13 protein-coding genes are annotated in these 15,324 nt (G+C 74.3%); 9 read left to right on the forward strand and 4 right to left on the reverse strand.

Annotated features, from left to right (window positions below):
- Positions 1-119: 119 nt before the first annotated feature.
- Both ACFVUY_RS05230 and modA read right to left on the reverse strand, forming a co-directional pair.
- Positions 120-935 carry an ABC transporter permease gene (locus tag ACFVUY_RS05230; RefSeq protein ID WP_387727799.1) on the reverse strand — a complete coding sequence of 272 codons (816 nt, stop codon included), beginning with the start codon at positions 933-935 and terminating at the stop codon, positions 120-122.
- Positions 936-1,096: 161 nt separating this feature from the next.
- Positions 1,097-1,945 carry a molybdate ABC transporter substrate-binding protein gene (gene modA / locus ACFVUY_RS05235; protein ID WP_387727477.1) on the reverse strand — a complete coding sequence of 283 codons (849 nt, stop codon included), beginning with the start codon at positions 1,943-1,945 and terminating at the stop codon, positions 1,097-1,099.
- Positions 1,946-2,286: 341 nt separating this feature from the next.
- On the opposite strand from modA, the gene ACFVUY_RS05240 reads away from it, so the two are divergent.
- From ACFVUY_RS05240 to ACFVUY_RS05270, 7 genes are all read left to right on the forward strand, one after another.
- Positions 2,287-3,354: an RNA ligase (ATP) gene (locus ACFVUY_RS05240; protein WP_387727479.1), complete on the forward strand. Its 1,068-nt coding sequence runs from the start codon at positions 2,287-2,289 to the stop codon at positions 3,352-3,354.
- A 119-nt stretch (positions 3,355-3,473) separates the two neighbouring features.
- Positions 3,474-4,880, forward strand: coding sequence for a cytochrome P450 (locus ACFVUY_RS05245; RefSeq protein ID WP_387727481.1), 1,407 nt, complete (start codon positions 3,474-3,476; stop codon positions 4,878-4,880).
- A gap of 377 nt (positions 4,881-5,257) precedes the next feature.
- A complete protein-coding gene (locus ACFVUY_RS05250; protein WP_387727483.1) occupies positions 5,258-6,121 on the forward strand; it encodes an MHYT domain-containing protein in 864 nt (287 codons plus the stop codon).
- 216 nt (positions 6,122-6,337) lie between these two features.
- Positions 6,338-9,325, forward strand: a complete 2,988-nt coding sequence (locus ACFVUY_RS05255) for a nitrate- and nitrite sensing domain-containing protein (RefSeq protein ID WP_387727485.1) — start codon at positions 6,338-6,340, stop codon at positions 9,323-9,325.
- Entirely contained in the window at positions 9,322-9,732 is a 411-nt protein-coding gene (locus tag ACFVUY_RS05260; RefSeq protein ID WP_387684924.1) for a roadblock/LC7 domain-containing protein, read from the forward strand. The genes ACFVUY_RS05255 and ACFVUY_RS05260 overlap by 4 nt, the downstream gene beginning before the upstream one ends.
- Positions 9,733-9,854: 122 nt before the next feature.
- On the forward strand, positions 9,855-10,202 hold the full coding sequence (locus tag ACFVUY_RS05265) for a DUF742 domain-containing protein (RefSeq protein WP_387727801.1): 348 nt from the start codon (positions 9,855-9,857) through the stop codon (positions 10,200-10,202).
- Between the two features lie 67 nt (positions 10,203-10,269).
- The gene (locus ACFVUY_RS05270) at positions 10,270-10,899 is read left to right on the forward strand and encodes an ATP/GTP-binding protein (RefSeq protein ID WP_380538090.1); all 630 of its coding nucleotides are present in this window, start codon (positions 10,270-10,272) and stop codon (positions 10,897-10,899) included.
- A gap of 137 nt (positions 10,900-11,036) precedes the next feature.
- Here the strand turns inward: ACFVUY_RS05270 and ACFVUY_RS05275 are convergent, their stop codons facing one another.
- On the reverse strand, positions 11,037-11,408 hold the full coding sequence (locus tag ACFVUY_RS05275; RefSeq protein ID WP_359898613.1) for a hypothetical protein: 372 nt from the start codon (positions 11,406-11,408) through the stop codon (positions 11,037-11,039).
- Positions 11,409-11,769: 361 nt separating this feature from the next.
- Between ACFVUY_RS05275 and ACFVUY_RS05280 the strand changes: the two genes are divergently transcribed.
- The gene (locus tag ACFVUY_RS05280) at positions 11,770-12,324 is read left to right on the forward strand and encodes a sigma-70 family RNA polymerase sigma factor (protein ID WP_387727487.1); all 555 of its coding nucleotides are present in this window, start codon (positions 11,770-11,772) and stop codon (positions 12,322-12,324) included.
- A gap of 97 nt (positions 12,325-12,421) precedes the next feature.
- Complete coding sequence (locus tag ACFVUY_RS05285) at positions 12,422-13,459, forward strand: hypothetical protein (RefSeq protein ID WP_387727489.1); 1,038 nt, start codon at positions 12,422-12,424, stop codon at positions 13,457-13,459.
- Positions 13,460-13,659: 200 nt separating this feature from the next.
- Here the strand turns inward: ACFVUY_RS05285 and ACFVUY_RS05290 are convergent, their stop codons facing one another.
- Complete coding sequence (locus tag ACFVUY_RS05290; protein WP_387727491.1) at positions 13,660-15,141, reverse strand: cation:dicarboxylate symporter family transporter; 1,482 nt, start codon at positions 15,139-15,141, stop codon at positions 13,660-13,662.
- Positions 15,142-15,324: the final 183 nt, after the last annotated feature.

Here is a 15,324-nt window from a genome sequence, read left to right on the forward strand (position 1 = left end):
GTCCATTGCGTCCGTCGGGTTCATTGCGTCCGCTGGGTTCGCTGGGTCCGGGGGAGTCTCGCAGGAGGTGTGCGGGGGAGCGTCCGCAACGGTGTCCGAGGTTGAGCGCGCGGGCGGGGTCACGGCGTCGACAGCCAGCGGTCGCGTAGGCCGACCAGGACGGCGACGGAGACCACCAGCAGCACCAGCGACAGCGCGATCGCCGCCTGCGGGTCGGACTCCATGGCCAGGTAGACGGCCAGCGGCATGGTCTGGGTGCGGCCCGGGAAATTGCCCGCGAAGGTGATCGTCGCGCCGAACTCGCCGAGCGCCCGGGCCCAGGCCAGGACGGCACCGGCGGCGATCCCCGGGGCGATCAGTGGCAGGGTGACCCGCCGGAACGCGGTCAGCCGGGAGGCGCCCAGGGTCGCGGCCGCCTCCTCGTAGCGGGGGTCGGCGGCCCGCAGCGCGCCCTCGACGCTGATCACCAGGAACGGCATCGCCACGAACGCCTCGGCGATCACGACCCCGGTGGTGGTGAACGGCAGCGTGATGCCGAAGGCCGAGTCCAGCCAGGAGCCGACGATGCCGCGCCGCCCGAGCACCAGCAGCAGCGCCACACCGCCGACCACCGGGGGCAGCACCAGCGGCAGGGTGACCAGCGCCCGGATGAGTCGGCGGCCCGGTAGCTCGGTGCGGGCGAGCAGCCAGGCCAGTGGGACGCCGAGGACCAGCGACACCGCGGTGGCCGCGGTCGCGCTGATCAGCGACAGGCGCAGCGCGTCCCAGACGGCGGGGCTGGTGAGCTGCTCGGACAGGTCGCTCCAGGGGGCCCGGATCAGCAGGCCGACCAGCGGCAGGATCAGGAAGGCCAGTCCGAGCAGCGCCGGGAGCAGCAGGGTCACCGGGACGCGGTGCGTGCGCGGGCGGCGGCTTCGCGGGCGCCGCCGCGGCAGGGCCTGCGCGGGTCCTGCCTGCGCGGGTCCTGCCTGTGCGGGTCCTGCCTGTGCGGGCGCCGCCGGGTCGCCGTCGGCGGTACGGGCCGGGTGGCTCTGGTCCGGCTGGCCCGGGTGGTCCTGGTCCGGGCGGTTCGGCCCGGAGCCGGTGGTGCGGTCGCTCACGGTGCCTGGAAGCCCGCCGCGGTCAGCACCTGCTTGGCCTCGGGCGACTGGACGTACGCGACGAAGGCGGCGGCGCCGTCCTTGTTCGGGGCCTTGGCGAGGGCGGCGATCGGGTAGTCGTTCACGGCCTTGGCGGCCTCGGGGAAGTCCACGCCGTCGATCTTCGCAGCATCGGCCTGGACATCGGTCCGGTACACCAGGGACGCGTCGACCTCGCCGAGTTCGACCTTGGTGAGCGCGCCCTTGACGTCCTGCTCCAGGGTGACCGGGGTGAGGTCGAGGCCGGCGGCCTTGAGCGCGGTCTGGGCGGCGGCGCCGCACGGCACCTCCTTTGCGCACAGGGCGACCTTCACGCCGGAGGCGGTGAGGTCCTTGAGGCCCGCGATGTGCTTGGGGTTGCCCTTGGGGACGGCGATGGTGAGCGTGTTCTTGACGAAGGTCGTCGGCTGTCCGCTCGCGCCGCCCGCGTCCGTGACGGTCTTCATGGTGGCCGGGCTGGCGGCGGCGAACACGTCGGCCGGGGCACCGGAGTTGATGCTGGTGGCGAGGCTGGAGCTGCCGCCGAAGTTGAAGGTGACCTTGGCGCCCGGGTTGGCGGCCTCGAACTTCTTGCCGAGCTCGGTGAAGGTCTCCTTGAGCGAGGCGGCGGCGAAGACGGTGACGGCGCCGGAGGCCTTCGGGACGCCGCTGCCGGCGGCGGATGAGGCGTTCGGGGAGGTGGCCGAGGAGGCCGTGGAACCGGAGGACTTGCCGTCGCTGCCGCAGGCGGTGACTCCGAGGGTGAGCGCGAGGGCCGCGGCGGCGGCGACGGCGAGCCTGCGGGTGGTGGGCGTGCGGGTGCTCATCGGTGGTTCCCCTCCAGGGTGCGCGCCGGAAGGGGCGCGAGGGACTGGCCGCAGCTGCGGCCATTACGGCGATCATAGTGCCGCATATGCGAGCGATAAATCCCCTGTCGGTTTGCACAGGCGGGAGCCGGTGGGGGCCTCCGGGCTGCTGTGGGATGGCTCAAACGGGTCCGGGGGGCTTGGCAGGTGGGTCGTGCAGGTAGCACGAGCGGGGCCGGAAGGGGCGCGCGAAAATTGCGTCGCGCCGTAGGGGTCGAACGGACAGAGTGGTGGCCGTCCGTACACGCGGCCGGGTCGGTCGCAAGCACCGCCGCGGTCGAACCAAGGGGAGGAGTCCGTCCATGTCCACGCTGCGCGTCACCGCGGAGAAGCTGACCGTCCTGGAGCACCCGAACGCCGATGCCCTGGAGCTCGCGCAGGTCGGCCTCTACCGGGCGGTGGTCGCCAAGGGCATATACCGGACCGGAGACCACGCCGTCTACATCCCCGAACAGTCCGTCCTGCCCGATGAGTTGATCGAGGAGCTCGGCCTGACCGGCAAGCTGGCCGGTGCCCGGGCGAACCGGGTGAAGGCGGTACGGCTGCGCGGCGAGCTGTCCCAGGGCATCGTCTGCCGGCCCGCCGCACTCGCCGGCACCGACCTGGCCGCCGCGGCCGAGCGCGGCGAGGACTTCGCCGAACTGCTCGGGGTCGTCAAGTGGCAGCCGCCGGTGCCCACGTCGATGAGCGGCGACGTGGTCAGCGCGCCCGACCTGCTGCCCTGGGTGGACATCGAGAACCTCAAGCGCTACCCCGACGCCTTCGAGCCGGGCGAGCCGGTGGTGCTGACCGAGAAGCTGCACGGCAGCTGCTGCCTGGTCACGTACGTCGCCGCCACCGGCGAGGTGCAGGTGTCGTCCAAGGGCATCGGTGCGCAGGGGCTGGCGCTGGTCGAGGACGAGCGCAACCTCTACTGGCGGGCGGTGCGCGCCTACGGCATCCCGGCGGCCGCCGCCCGGCTGGCGGAGCGCCTCGGGGCCGAGCGGGTCGGCGTCTTCGGCGAGGTCTTCGGCGAGGGCGTGCAGGACCTGGGCTACGGCTCCTCGGCGCGCACCGAGCGGCCCGGCTACGCCGCCTTCGACGTCTCGGCCGTGGTGGACGGGCAGCTGAACTGGTTCTCGGCGGCCGAACTTCTGGACGGCGAGCTGCCGTTGGTGCCGGAGCTGTGGCGCGGGCCGTTCGACCCGGAGACCGTCCTGGGGTTCGCCCGGGGCAAGGAGAGCGTCTCCGGGCGTGAACTGCACCTGCGCGAGGGCGTGGTGGTGCGGCCGGTCACCGAGCGCTGGAGCCCGGTGCTCGGCGGGCGGGCGATCGCCAAGGTGGTCAGCGACGCTTACCTGACCCGCAAGGGGGGCACCGAATACGAGTGAGACGGGTCCGGACCCGGCCGGGCAGGTCGGCCCGTCGGTGGGTCCGGGCGCGGCTCCTTTCGGTGCTGACCGCCCGCCGGAAGCGGCGGCGGGCACGCCCCTGTACAGAAGGAGTGCCGATGACCATCGAACTCGTCCCCGTTCGGGCCCCCGGGCTCGCACCCGCCCCCACCTCCGCGATACCCGTCCCGGCGGGGAACCGCCTGGTCGGCTCACTGTTCGACCTCACCCGCCGCCCGCTGCGCAGCTACCTCGCGGCCCGACGCGACCACGGCGACGTGGTGCGCTTCCAGGCCGGGCCGCCCGGGCTGCGCGCCGACTTCTACGGGGTGTTCTCGCCGGAGGGCGTCCGGCAGGTGCTGGCCGTCGAGGCGGCCAACTTCCGCAAGGAGGACCCCTTCTACGACGAGTTGCGGACCAGTGTCGGCAACGGGCTGCTGACCAGCCAGGACGCCGAATACCAGCGCCAACGCCGCATGGTGCAGCCGCTGTTCACCCGGCGCCGGGTGGACGGCTACGCGGACGCGCTCGCGCAGGAGGCGCAGTCGCTCGCCGAGCGCTGGCGGGCGGTGCCCGGCGGGGTGGTGGACGCGGCGGAGGAGACATCCCGGTTCGCTCTGCGGGCGGTCGCGCGGATCCTCTTCGGCGCCGACGTGGAGGAGGCGATAGCGGTGGTGCACCGCAGCTTCCCGGTGCTCGGCGAGTACGTGAAGGAGCGCGGCTACGCCCCGGTCCGCCTCCCGCGCACCTGGCCGACCCCGGCCAACCGACGCGGTGCCGAGGCCCAGCGGGCGCTGTACGGGGTCTGCGACCGGATCATCGCCGAACGGGCCGCACGGGGCGGCGGCGACGAGGACGCGGACGACCTGCTCACCCTGCTCGGACGGGCCCGCGACGAGGACGGCGGGCGGCTGGACCCGGCCGAACTCCGCGACCAGGTCCTGGTGTTCCTGCTCGCCGGGCACGAGACCACGGCCACCGCGCTGGCCTTCGCGCTGCACCTGCTGGCGATGCACCCCGAGCAGCGGCGGCTCGCCCGGGAGGAGGCGCGGACCGTCCTGGCGGGGCGGGCACCCACGGCGGCGGACCTGGAGGCGCTGCCCTACATCACCCGGGTGCTGAAGGAGGCGATGCGGCTCTACCCGTCGGCGGCCCTGGGCGGGCGGCGGGCGGTCGCGGAGACCGTCATCGACGGGTACGTGATCCCGGCCGGGGCGCAGGTCGTGGTCGCGCCGCTGGTCACCCACCGGCACCCGGACCACTGGGTGGACCCGGAGCGCTTCGACCCGGACCGCTTCCTCCCGGAGGCGGAACGGGCCCGGCACCGCTACGCCTGGTTCCCGTTCGGAGGCGGACCGCGGGCCTGCATCGGGCAGCACTTCTCGATGCTGGAGGCGGTGCTGGCGTTGGGGGTGCTGCTGCGGGACTTCGAGGTGGAGGCGGTGGACCGGCGGGTGGCACTCGCCCAGGGGATCACGCTGCGGGCGGCGAGCCCGATGCGGATCCGGGTGACGGCGAGCCACTGACGGCCGGCGGCTGACCGCGTGCGGCCGACAGCCGACGGCCGACAGATGACGGCGGACAGAGTTCAGCGGACAGATGACAGATTTCAAACTCTGTCATCTGTCCGCTGTCGTTTGTGCGCAGTTCCCCGAACGCCGGCCGCCGCGCCGGCCGCCCTCTGGGTACACCACAGGGCCATCGGAACACATCAACCGCTCCCTGCGGGCAGCTTTTCAGATCTTTGTCTGACCGATTCCGGCCCCTCGGTAGCGTCCCACGCACCCCAGGCCGGAAGCGCACATGCGGTTGGCATATGCCATTCGTGTGCAGTCCGCCCGGCCCGGGGCGCCCGGGCGCACCGCGTACCGCCCCCGGGCCCGACCGGTCGACCGGAGGTCCCATGGGCACTCTCAACCATCTCAGCCTCGGCTGGCTGACCCCCGCCCTCTCGTACCTGATGGCCTGCACCGGCGCCGCCCTCGGCCTGCGCTGCACGCTGCGGGGGCTGGCCGCGAGCGGCCCGGCCCGGCGGAACTGGCTGATCACGGCCGCCGCCGCGATCGGCTCCGGCATCTGGACCATGCACTTCGTCGCCATGTTCGGCTTCACCGTCGACGGCACCGAGCTGCGCTACAACGTGCCGCTGACCGTCCTCAGCCTCGTGGTCGCGGTGCTGGTCACCGGCCTTGGCCTGACCGTGGTCTGCTACGGCCGGCACCGCGGCCTCTCCCTGCTCTCCGGCGGCGTCACCACCGGTCTCGGCGTCGCCGCGATGCACTACCTGGGCATGGCCGCCCTGCGGATGCACGGGGGCCTGCACTACGACGCCGGGACGGTCGCGCTGTCCGTGCTGATCGCGGTCGGCGCCGCGACCGCCGCGCTCTGGGCCGCCGTCACCATCCGCAACGTGTACACGGCCGCGGCCGCCGCGATGGCCATGGGCCTCGCCGTCAGCTGCATGCACTACACCGGCATGGCCGCCGTCCACGTCCGGCTGGAGCCGACCCGGACCGTTCTCGGCGGGGTCAGCCCGATGGAGTTCGTCTTCCCGCTCGCCGTCGGCCTCGGCTCGTTCCTCTTCCTCGCCTCGGCCTTCGTGGCACTCTCGCCGACCGCCCAGGAGCGGGCCGGCTACCGGGAGGCGGGCGAACTGGCCGTGGAGGAGGTCCCCGCCGCGCCCCCGCACCCCAAGCGCTCGTGGCACGAGCCCACCCCGGCAGCGGCCGGGCGGCGCGACGCCGAGCGGCACGACCGCGCAGCCTGAGCCGCGCCCTCGCACCTTCGCACCGCCCGCCCGCCCACTTGCGCCCCGCCCGCCCGCTCGCTCCCGGTCCGGCCCCGCGGCCTCCGCCCACCGGGCCTCCGCCCTCCCCGCCCGAAAGGCTCCTCACCCATGCGAGAAGACCGCGGTACCGCCCCCGGTACCCGCCGGGGTGCCCATGCCGGGCCGCCCGCCCGTCCGCCGCGCCCAGGCCCGTGGTTGCGCGGGCTGCGTCCCCGGACCGTCCGCGCCCGGATCATCGCCCTGCTGATGGTCCCGGTCGTCTCCGTCATCGCCCTGTGGGGGTTCGCCACCGTCACCACCGCCCAGGGCGTCTGGGGCCTGATGCGCCAGCGCGACGCCCAGCGCACGCTGCTCACGCCGGTCGCGGAGACGGTCGCCGGGCTGCAGGCCGAACGCACCGCCGTCGGCCAGCTGTTGGCGGCTCCAGCGGCCCCAGTAGCCCCGGCGACTCCGGCGACCCCGGCGACCGCCCCCAGCGCCGCCCGGGAGAGCGCCCTGCGCGAGGCGGCGGCGGCCACCGACCGGGCGCTCGCCCCGCTCTTCCCGGACCCCCGCCGACCCGACCGGGGCTACAACCGTGCCGACGCCCAGGGCCTGGGCGATGAGGCGGCCGCCCGGCTGGATGCCCTCGGCGGTTCGCTCGCGGCCCTGCCCGCACTGCGCGGCCGGGTCCTGGCCAGGAGCGTCGGCTGGCCCGAGGCGTACGCGGCGTACGGCGAGGCGGTGGACCGGGCGCTCGCCGCCGCCGGCGCCGTCGCTCCCTTCCAGGAGCGCCAGGTGGCCGCCGACGCGCGGGTGCTGCTGGAGCTGGCCCGGTCCCGAGAACTGCTCTCCCGCGAGGACGCGTTGCTGCGCGCCGCCCAGCTGTCGGGCGGGCTCGGCGACGACCAGCTGCGGGAGTTCTCCGGCGCGGCCTTCGCCCGGCGCGAGTTCGAGCGGGGCGCCGCCGCCGACCTGCGCTCCGTCGACCGGGCGGAGCTGCTCGCCGTCACCGGGGGCCAGGACCACCGCGAGCTGGCCGGGTACGAGGACAGGATGCGGACGGCCGCCGACGGTCGGTCGGCGGTCGCGGCGGTGCCGGCCGACCGCTGGACGATGGTCGCGGGTAACGTGGCCGGCGCCCTGCGGGGCGTCGAGGACCGGGCCGGAAGGCTCGCCGCCGAGCGTCAGGACCCTTGCGCACTAGGCCTGTTCACCACGGCCGGGATGGCCGTGCTGCTCGGTCTGGTCGGCGTGGTGGCCTCGCTGGTGATCTCGGTGCAGATCGGGCGCGGGCTGGTCACCGAGCTGATCGGCCTGCGCAACTCGGCACTTGAGCTGGCCGGGCGCAAACTCCCCGCGACCATGCGGAAGTTGCGTGCGGGCGAGGAGGTGGACATCGAGGTCGAGGCGCCCCGGCCGGTGGGGCGAGGCGACGAGATCGGCCAGGTGCACCGGGCGCTGGGGACCGTCCAGCGGGCGGCGGTCACGGCGGCGGTCGAACGGGCCGAGGTGCTCTCCGGAATCTCCGGGGTGTTCGTCAACCTCGCGCGCCGAAGCCAGGTCCTGGTGCACCGCCAACTCACGCTGCTGGACGCGATGGAGCGCCGCACCGACGACCCGTCCGAGCTCGCCGACCTGTTCCGGCTGGACCACCTCACCACCCGGATGCGCCGCCATGCCGAGGGCCTGATCATCCTCTCCGGGGCCGCCCCCGGTCGGGGCTGGCGCCGTCCCGTCCCCCTGGTGGACGTGGTGCGCGCGGCCGTCTCGGAGGTCGAGGAGTACGCCCGGGTCGAGGTCCACCCGCTGCCGCGCGCCGCGGTGGTCGGCCACGCCGTCGCCGACCTCACCCACCTGGTGGCCGAACTGGTCGAGAACGCCACCGGGTTCTCGCCGCCGCACACCCGGGTGCACATCCGGGGCGAACGGGTCGGCAACGGCTTCGCGCTGGAGATCGAGGACCGCGGACTGGGCATGGGCCCGGAGGTGCTGGCCGCGGCCAACAGCCGGATCGCCGCCGCCGAGCAGACCGACCTCTTCGACAGCGACCGGCTCGGCCTGTTCGTGGTCAGCAGGCTCGCCCGGCGGCAGGACGTCAAGGTCTCGCTGGTCACCTCCGCGTACGGCGGCACCACGGCGGTGGTCCTGCTGTCGACCGCGCTGCTGGCCGACGAGGCGGCGGCGGTGGGGGCCGAGGACGTGCGGTACGGCTTCGAGCCGGTCGCGCCTCCGCTGCCCTCGGCGGCGGCGTCGGGCGGCACGGCGTCAGGTGGCGCGGTGGCGTCTGGTGCCGCCCCGATCGACGCGGTGGGTGCCGCGGCGGTCGGGGCGGGGCCGGTGGAGCCGGTGTTCGCCGATCGGGCGGATCACCGCAGCGTCCCGGAGCGGGAGTTCACCCCGGACCACGGTCATGCGGAGCGGCCGGTGGGCAGTCCGGGCAGTGGCCCGAGTGGTGGCTCGCCGGGTCTCCCGACCGGCGTCTCGGGGCACCCGGGGCACCCGGGGCCCCCTGGGCGCCGGGATGACGCCGGGCGCCGGGAGCACCCGCAGGACGGGGCGAATGATGGGCTTCCGGCGGCGGGTGGGCCGCCGCCGGAGGGTGGGGCGCTGCTGCCGTTCGGTGTCCGGGGCAGTGCCCCCGGGCCGGTGCGCCGCACCCCCTTCCGGGCCTCCGGTGCCCGGGAGGCCGGTCCGGCTGCGGACGGGCGCGCGGGTGCGGCCGCCCGTCCGCAGTCCGGGCCGCCGCAGCCGTACGGCGCGGAGCCGTACGGTCAGGGCTCCCGCGCGGAGCCGGTACCCGGACCGGCCACAGGCGGCCCCGGCTCGGACGGCGTCCGCTCGCGCGGTCACCAACCCGGCCAGGGGCCGGAGGAGTTGCCGCGCCGGACCCGTCAGGCGAGCCTCGCACCGCAACTGCGCGAGGCCCCGGCCCGTCCGCCTGCGCACAGGCGCCGTACGGCTGCCTCTTCCTCCCTCTTCGCCTCCGCCGGGCCGGGTTCCGGGGACGGTTCCGGCGACGGCTTCGGTGCGGCGGGCCGCAGCCCCGAGGAGGCGCGGGCTGCGATGTCCGCGTTCCAGAACGGATGGGCGCGCGGTCTGCACCCGGAAGACCGGCGGGACGGGCAGCCCGCCGACCCTCCGCAGCCGCCGCGGGCGCACCACCCCCAATCCCCGTCCCGAACCGAAGGAGAGCGTCCGTGATCGCCACCACCCACCGCGCGGGAGCCCTGAACTGGCTCCTGGACGAACTGGTCCAGCGCGCCCCCGAGCTCCGCTTCGCCGTGATGCTCTCCGCCGACGGCCTGGCCATGGGCACCTCGGCCGGACTGGCGCGGGAGGACGGAGAGCACCTGGCGGCCGTCGCCTCCGGATTCCACAGCCTGGCCAAGGGCGCCGGCCGGCACTTCGGTGCGGGCGAAGTCCGCCAGACCATGGTCGAGTTGGAGGGCGGCTACCTGCTGGTCGCGGCGGCCGGGGAGGGCACCTGCCTCGCCGTGTTCGCCACCTCCCGGGCCGACCTCGGCCTGATCGCCTACGAGATGGCCAGGCTGGTCCGCCGGGTCGGGGAGCATCTGAGCGCCCCGCCGCGGGCGGTGGGCGGCCGGTGAATCCGGTGCCCCGCCCGTACCGGGGGCGACATCCGGAGCACCCGACCGACCCCGACGGGCAGCCCCGCAACCCGCTCGCCGCCGCCCACCGGGCGCGCTGGTACGACGACGAGGCCGGGCCGATGGTCCGCCCGTACGCGATGACCCGGGGGCGCACCGGGGCCGGGGAGCAGCAGTTCGACCTGATCGCCGTGGTGGTCACCGAGCCGCCCGATCCGACGTTCCTGCCCGGCGTGCCCGAGCCGCCGGTCGGCCCGGAACAGGCGCACATCCTGGCGCTGTGCCGGGGCACCCCGCTGTCCGTGGCCGAGTTGGCCGCCGACCTCGACCTGCCGGTGGGTGTCGTGCGGGTGCTGCTCGGCGATCTGCTGACGGCCGGGCTCATCCGGGTCCGCCGTCCCGTCCCGCCCGCCCTGCTCCCCGACGAGCGCATCCTCCAGGAGGTCATCCGTGGACTCCGCGCACTCTGATCAACCGTCCGCATCGTCCGCCCCGTGCGTGCCGTCCGCACCGCGCGTACCGTCCGACCCCCTCGGCCTGTCCGATCCGTACGGCGGGTCGGATCCGTTCGACGCCGAGGATCCCGACGGCACCGTGCTCGCGCTCAAGATCCTGGTGGCGGGCGGCTTCGGGGTCGGCAAGACGACGCTGGTCGGCGCGGTCAGCGAGATCCGGCCGCTGCGCACCGAGGAGCGGCTGACCGAGGCCGGGCGCGAGGTGGACGACCTGGACGGTGTGGAGCGAAAGACCACCACCACGGTGGCGATGGATTTCGGCCGGATCACCATCCGCGAGGGGCTGGCGGTCTACCTGTTCGGCACCCCCGGGCAGGACCGGTTCTGGTTCCTCTGGGACGAGTTGGCCCAGGGGGCGCTCGGTGCGGTGGTGCTCGCCGACACCCGCCGGCTGACCGACTGCTTCCCGGCCGTCGACTTCTTCGAGCACCGGGGCATCCCGTTCGTGGTCGCGGTGAATCGTTTCGCCGGGACGCGGGAGTTCGGCCCGGAGGACGTCGCCCGCGCGTTGGACCTGGATGCCGGGACGCCCGTGCTGCTGTGCGACGCGCGTCGTCGGGCCTCGGGCAAGGAGGTGCTGATCAACCTGGTCGAGCACGCGGGCCGGGTGCACGCCGCCCGGCTGCTCGCGGACGCCTCGCCGGTGGGCTGAGACGGTGGCGGCGGAGGTGCAGCGGGCGGGCGACGGACAGATGACGGCTGACAGATGACAGATGACAGCTTTCGAAATCTGTCAGCTGTCATCTGTCAGCCGTCGACCGCCGGTTCTGTCAGCGGTTCAACCGTGCCTCAGCTGTGCCACTGGAACACGATCCGCGTCCAGGTGGACCCGGGACATTTGCCCCAGACCGCCCAGGCCTCCGGCCGCGCGCCGATCCACAGGCCGGTGGTGTGCGAGCCGTCGGCGCAGTAGGTGATGGTGCGCAGTCGCCCGGAGTAGACGTTGCAGTAGCCCTCCCAGCGCCAGCCGTAGTTGCCGGTGATGACGCAGTGGTAGGCCTCGGACGTGATGGTGTTCCAGGCCTCGGCGGCCCCGGGGGTGACGGAGCGGGTCCCGGCCGTCGCCGCGGCGGCCGGCAGGGCGGTGGCCCCGAGCGCACCGAGAGCGGCCGTGGCGGCCAGCCCGAACGTGGCGATCTTCCTGGCGATGCAGCCTCGCACGGTGGTTCTCCTTGCTGAGGGGTTCTCGTCGGGCGGGTGTCCCGGCCCTCGGGATGTCCGCGCGGTCCGAACGCGGATCGTGCGGTCCGAGCGGAGGTGAATTCCCGCCCCCCGTACGGCTGGTGACGTGTTGCACACGAATGACTGCGCACAGTGAGGCGACGAACTATGATGTGACCTGTGTCACAAGTAATCCGGTTGGCTCATGGTTCCTGCGGCCAGGACGGACCGGGTTCTCGGGGTGCCGATTTCCGGGGAGAGCGGCATGGCGGATTGCAGCGGTCGGAATGAGGGCGGCGGCGGACGGGAAAGGGACTTCGGTCCCAACGGGAGCGGCGGTCAATCGGCCGAGTTCAACCAGGTGTTCACGGATCTGCTGCCCAGACTCCAGCAGGCGGCGGCCTCGCTCGCCGGCGGTCCGGCCGGTGCGGGGGACGTCGTCCACGACGCGTACCTCAGGATCGCCCGTCGGCCGGAGCGCTTCCTCGGCCATCCACAGCCGTACGCCTACGCGTTCACCACGATGGTCAACATCCTGCGCGACCAGTGGCGCCGGGAGCGCCGGCGGGTGTCGATGCCCGAGGTGCCGGAGACGGGCGACATCGGCGAGCGGGACCGGGGGCTGCCGGACCTCCGGGCCGGTGGGATGGCCGAGTTGCAGGCGCGCTGGGAGGTGATGCGACTGCTCGGCTTCCTGACCGTCAAGCAGGCCCGTGCGGTGGTGCTGGTCGACCTCGACGGCTACAGCGTCGACGAGGCCGCCGAGCTGCTCGGGCTGCACCGCAGCACGCTGGCGGTCACCCGGCGCCGCGCCCACGGTCGGCTGCGCGCCGTCGTCCAGCGGGAGCGCGAGCGTGACGGGGAGCGCGGTCGGGAGCGCGATCGGGAACACGCGCGGGAGCGGGAGCGGAGCTGAGGGAGCGGCGGCGGGCGGGCGGCCGCCGCGCCACCCCGACGCACCGAACCGTCGGCAAGTCGGCTCGGGCGCTGCCCAGGCCCGTACCCTGCGAATCGTGATCACGTACGAGGACGGCGGCCTGCGCGCACTGGCCGAGGACGGCCGCTGGCCCGAGCTGCTCGCCGCCTACCGGCAGGGTCGCGCGGCTGCCGCCACGGAGGCGGGGGAGGAGACCGCGGCGGCGCTGACGGCTCCGCTCGGCCACTTGATCGCCTACGCGGCGCCGCCCGAGCTGGCCGTCCGGCTGTTCGACCGGGAGGGTGGTGCGGGGACGGCCGCCGGGGTGGCCGATCATGACGCCGGTCCGCTCTGGGAGGTGCTGGCGACCAGGCACTCCTGGCTGCGGCTGGCCCCGCTGCTCGGTCCGGCCCCGGTGCGACGGCTGGTCGCACACACCAGGGCGCTGCTCGGCGAGGACCTCTCGCACACGGCCGAGCCCGATCCGGAGGGCGTGCCACTGCGTCTGGAGCCGTGGGAGGCGGCGGGTTGGGGCGAGACGGCCCGGGTGCGGGAGTACCTGCCCGGCGGGGGCGCGCGCAGTGCGCTGCTGACCCTGCCGGCCAGCCGGGAGGGCCTGGGCGAGGTGGAGCTGCCCCCGGCGGCGCAGCCGGGTGGCCGGCCGGCCGGACCGCGGGTCGCCCGGGCGCTGGCCGGGCTGGGCGCGCTCGCGCCGTGGGCGCAGACGGCCTGCGTCCGCGGCCAGGCCCCGGCGGCGGCCGCCCTGCTGGCCCGCGACCGGCGGGTGGTCGGAGGCTATCTGCCGTTCGCGCTCGCCTACCCGGCGCTGGTGCGGGCCGCAGCCGTGGGACGGTCGCGGGGTTGTGCGCACGGGAGGCTGGGGTTGTGGCGGGCGCTGGCGGCGATGGCCGGGGCAGATGGCCAGGGCGGTACGGGCAGTACGGGCGCTGCGGGCGGTACGGACGGCGCGGATCGTGCGGGCGGGACGGACCGGGACGAGGTGAACGCTCTGGTGGCCCGGATGCGCTGCTTCACCTGGCAGGAGCCGTCGGCCGGGCTGCACCATCTGCACATCGCGCTGGAGGACCCGGCCAGTGGGGTGGCCTGGGTGGTCAGCGGCTCGCAGGAGTTGTGACGCGCTGACCGGACCGCCGCCGGACTGCTGCTGGACAGCCGTCGGACGGAAAACCGGACCGAAAGCCGGACGGCCACCGGACGGAAAGCCGGACAGAAAGCCGGACGAAAGCCGGGCGGAAGGACGAAACCCTGGTCCGGCGCCGATTCCGGGGGTTGGTGGGAGGCGCCGGACCAGGGAGTGCGGGGGTGCCGCCGGGCTCAGACGCCGACGGGGGAGGTCCCCTGAGGGGTTTCCTGCGGGGTTCCTTGACCGGCTCCGTGACCGGCTCCGTGGCCGGTTCCCTGGGCGGGGATGTCCTCGGGCGCGTCGGCCGTGGAGCCGTCCGCCGCGCCGGCGGGCCCGGCAGGCGCACCGTGGGCGTGGGCGTCGACCAGCGTCAGCTCGTCGAACGGCAGCTCGCCGGCCAGTACCCGCCGGGCACGTTCGGCGTCGAGCTCGCCGGTCCAGTGCCCGATGAGCACGGTCGCGACGGCGTTGCCCGCGAAGTTGGTGAGCGCGCGGGCCTCCGACATGAAGCGGTCGATGCCGACGATCAGTCCCACGCCGTCCACCAGCGCGGGCTTGTGCGACTGGAGTCCGCCCGCGAGGGTGGCCAGTCCGGCGCCGGTGACGCCGGCCGCGCCCTTGCTCGCGATCACCATGAAGACCAGCAGTGAGAGCTGCTCGCCGAGCGACATCGGCTTGTCCATCGCCTCGGAGATGAAGATCGAGGCCATGGTCAGGTAGATGGCGGTGCCGTCGAGGTTGAAGCTGTAGCCGGTTGGCACGGTGATGCCGACGACGGGGCGGCTGACGCCCAGGTGCTCCATCTTGGCGATCAGGCGGGGCAGCGCGCTCTCGGACGAGGAGGTGGAGAGGATCAGCAGGAACTCGCGGCCGAGGTACTTCAGCAGCGCGAAGACGTTGACCCCGGCGACCAGGCGCAGCAGCGTGCCCAGCACCACGACGACGAACAGCACGCAGGTGACGTAGAAGCCGATCATGATGACGGCCAGGCTCTTCAGCGCGGCGGTGCCGGTGGCGCCGACGACGGCGGCCATCGCCCCGAAGGCGCCGATCGGCGCGACCCACATGATCATCGACATGACCCGGAAGACCAGGCGCTGCACGTGCTCGATCCCGCGCAGCACCGGCGCGCCGGCCGCGCCCATCGCCTGCAGGGCGAAGCCGGTGAACAGGGCGACCAGCAGGGTCTGGAGGACCTTGCCCTGGGTGAGGGCGGAGAACAGGGTCTCGGGGATCATCCCGAGCAGGAAGTCGGTGGTCGACTGGGCGCCGCCGGCGGCCGCCTGGGCGTGGCCGGACTTGGCGAGCGCGGCGGTCAGGTGCAGGCCGCCGCCGGGCTCCAGGAGGTTGCCGACGACCATGCCGATGGCCAGCGCGACGGTCGACATGGCGAGGAAGTAGCCGATGGCGAGGCCGCCGACCTTGCCGACCTTCGCGGCCTTGGTCACCGAGCCGATGCCCAGGACGATGGTGCAGAAGATCACCGGGCTGATCATCATCTTGATCAGGTTGACGAAGCCCGTGCCGACCGGCTTCAGCTCCACGGCGAACCCGGGGGCGGCCAGACCGACCACGACGCCCGCGACCACCGCGGCGATCACCGCGATGTAGAGGTAGTGGGTCCGGTCCTTGCGTCTGGGTCCCGCCGCCGGGGCGGCTCCAGCGATCGACATCTGCGGCTCCTTTGCCGTGCAGTCCTGGTGGCCCCGGGGGGATGGGCCGCTCCGACTATGGGCCCCGAAGTGACGGAGGTCACGTTTGCGTTCATAGAGTTCACGAACGCGGCGGACGGCCCGGGCGGCGGGCCCGCGAACGGTGCGGGCCGGGCGGGCCCCGGGAGTGTCCGGGGGTGTGGT

The organism is Kitasatospora sp. NPDC058063 (assembly GCF_042885395.1).
GTDB lineage: Bacteria > Actinomycetota > Actinomycetes > Streptomycetales > Streptomycetaceae > Kitasatospora > Kitasatospora lactacystinica.

Excerpts from the sequence above, each read along its gene's own strand:
- modA (WP_387727477.1), bottom strand. The coding sequence starts at position 1,945 with ATGAGCACCCGCACGCCCACCACCCGCAGGCTCGCCGTCGCCGCCGCC.
- ACFVUY_RS05250 (WP_387727483.1), top strand. The coding sequence starts at position 5,258 with ATGGGCACTCTCAACCATCTCAGCCTCGGCTGGCTGACCCCCGCCCTC.
- ACFVUY_RS05240 (WP_387727479.1), top strand. The coding sequence starts at position 2,287 with ATGTCCACGCTGCGCGTCACCGCGGAGAAGCTGACCGTCCTGGAGCAC.
- ACFVUY_RS05245 (WP_387727481.1), top strand. The coding sequence starts at position 3,474 with ATGACCATCGAACTCGTCCCCGTTCGGGCCCCCGGGCTCGCACCCGCC.
- ACFVUY_RS05290 (WP_387727491.1), bottom strand. The coding sequence starts at position 15,141 with ATGTCGATCGCTGGAGCCGCCCCGGCGGCGGGACCCAGACGCAAGGAC.
- ACFVUY_RS05265 (WP_387727801.1), top strand. The coding sequence starts at position 9,855 with ATGGTCCGCCCGTACGCGATGACCCGGGGGCGCACCGGGGCCGGGGAG.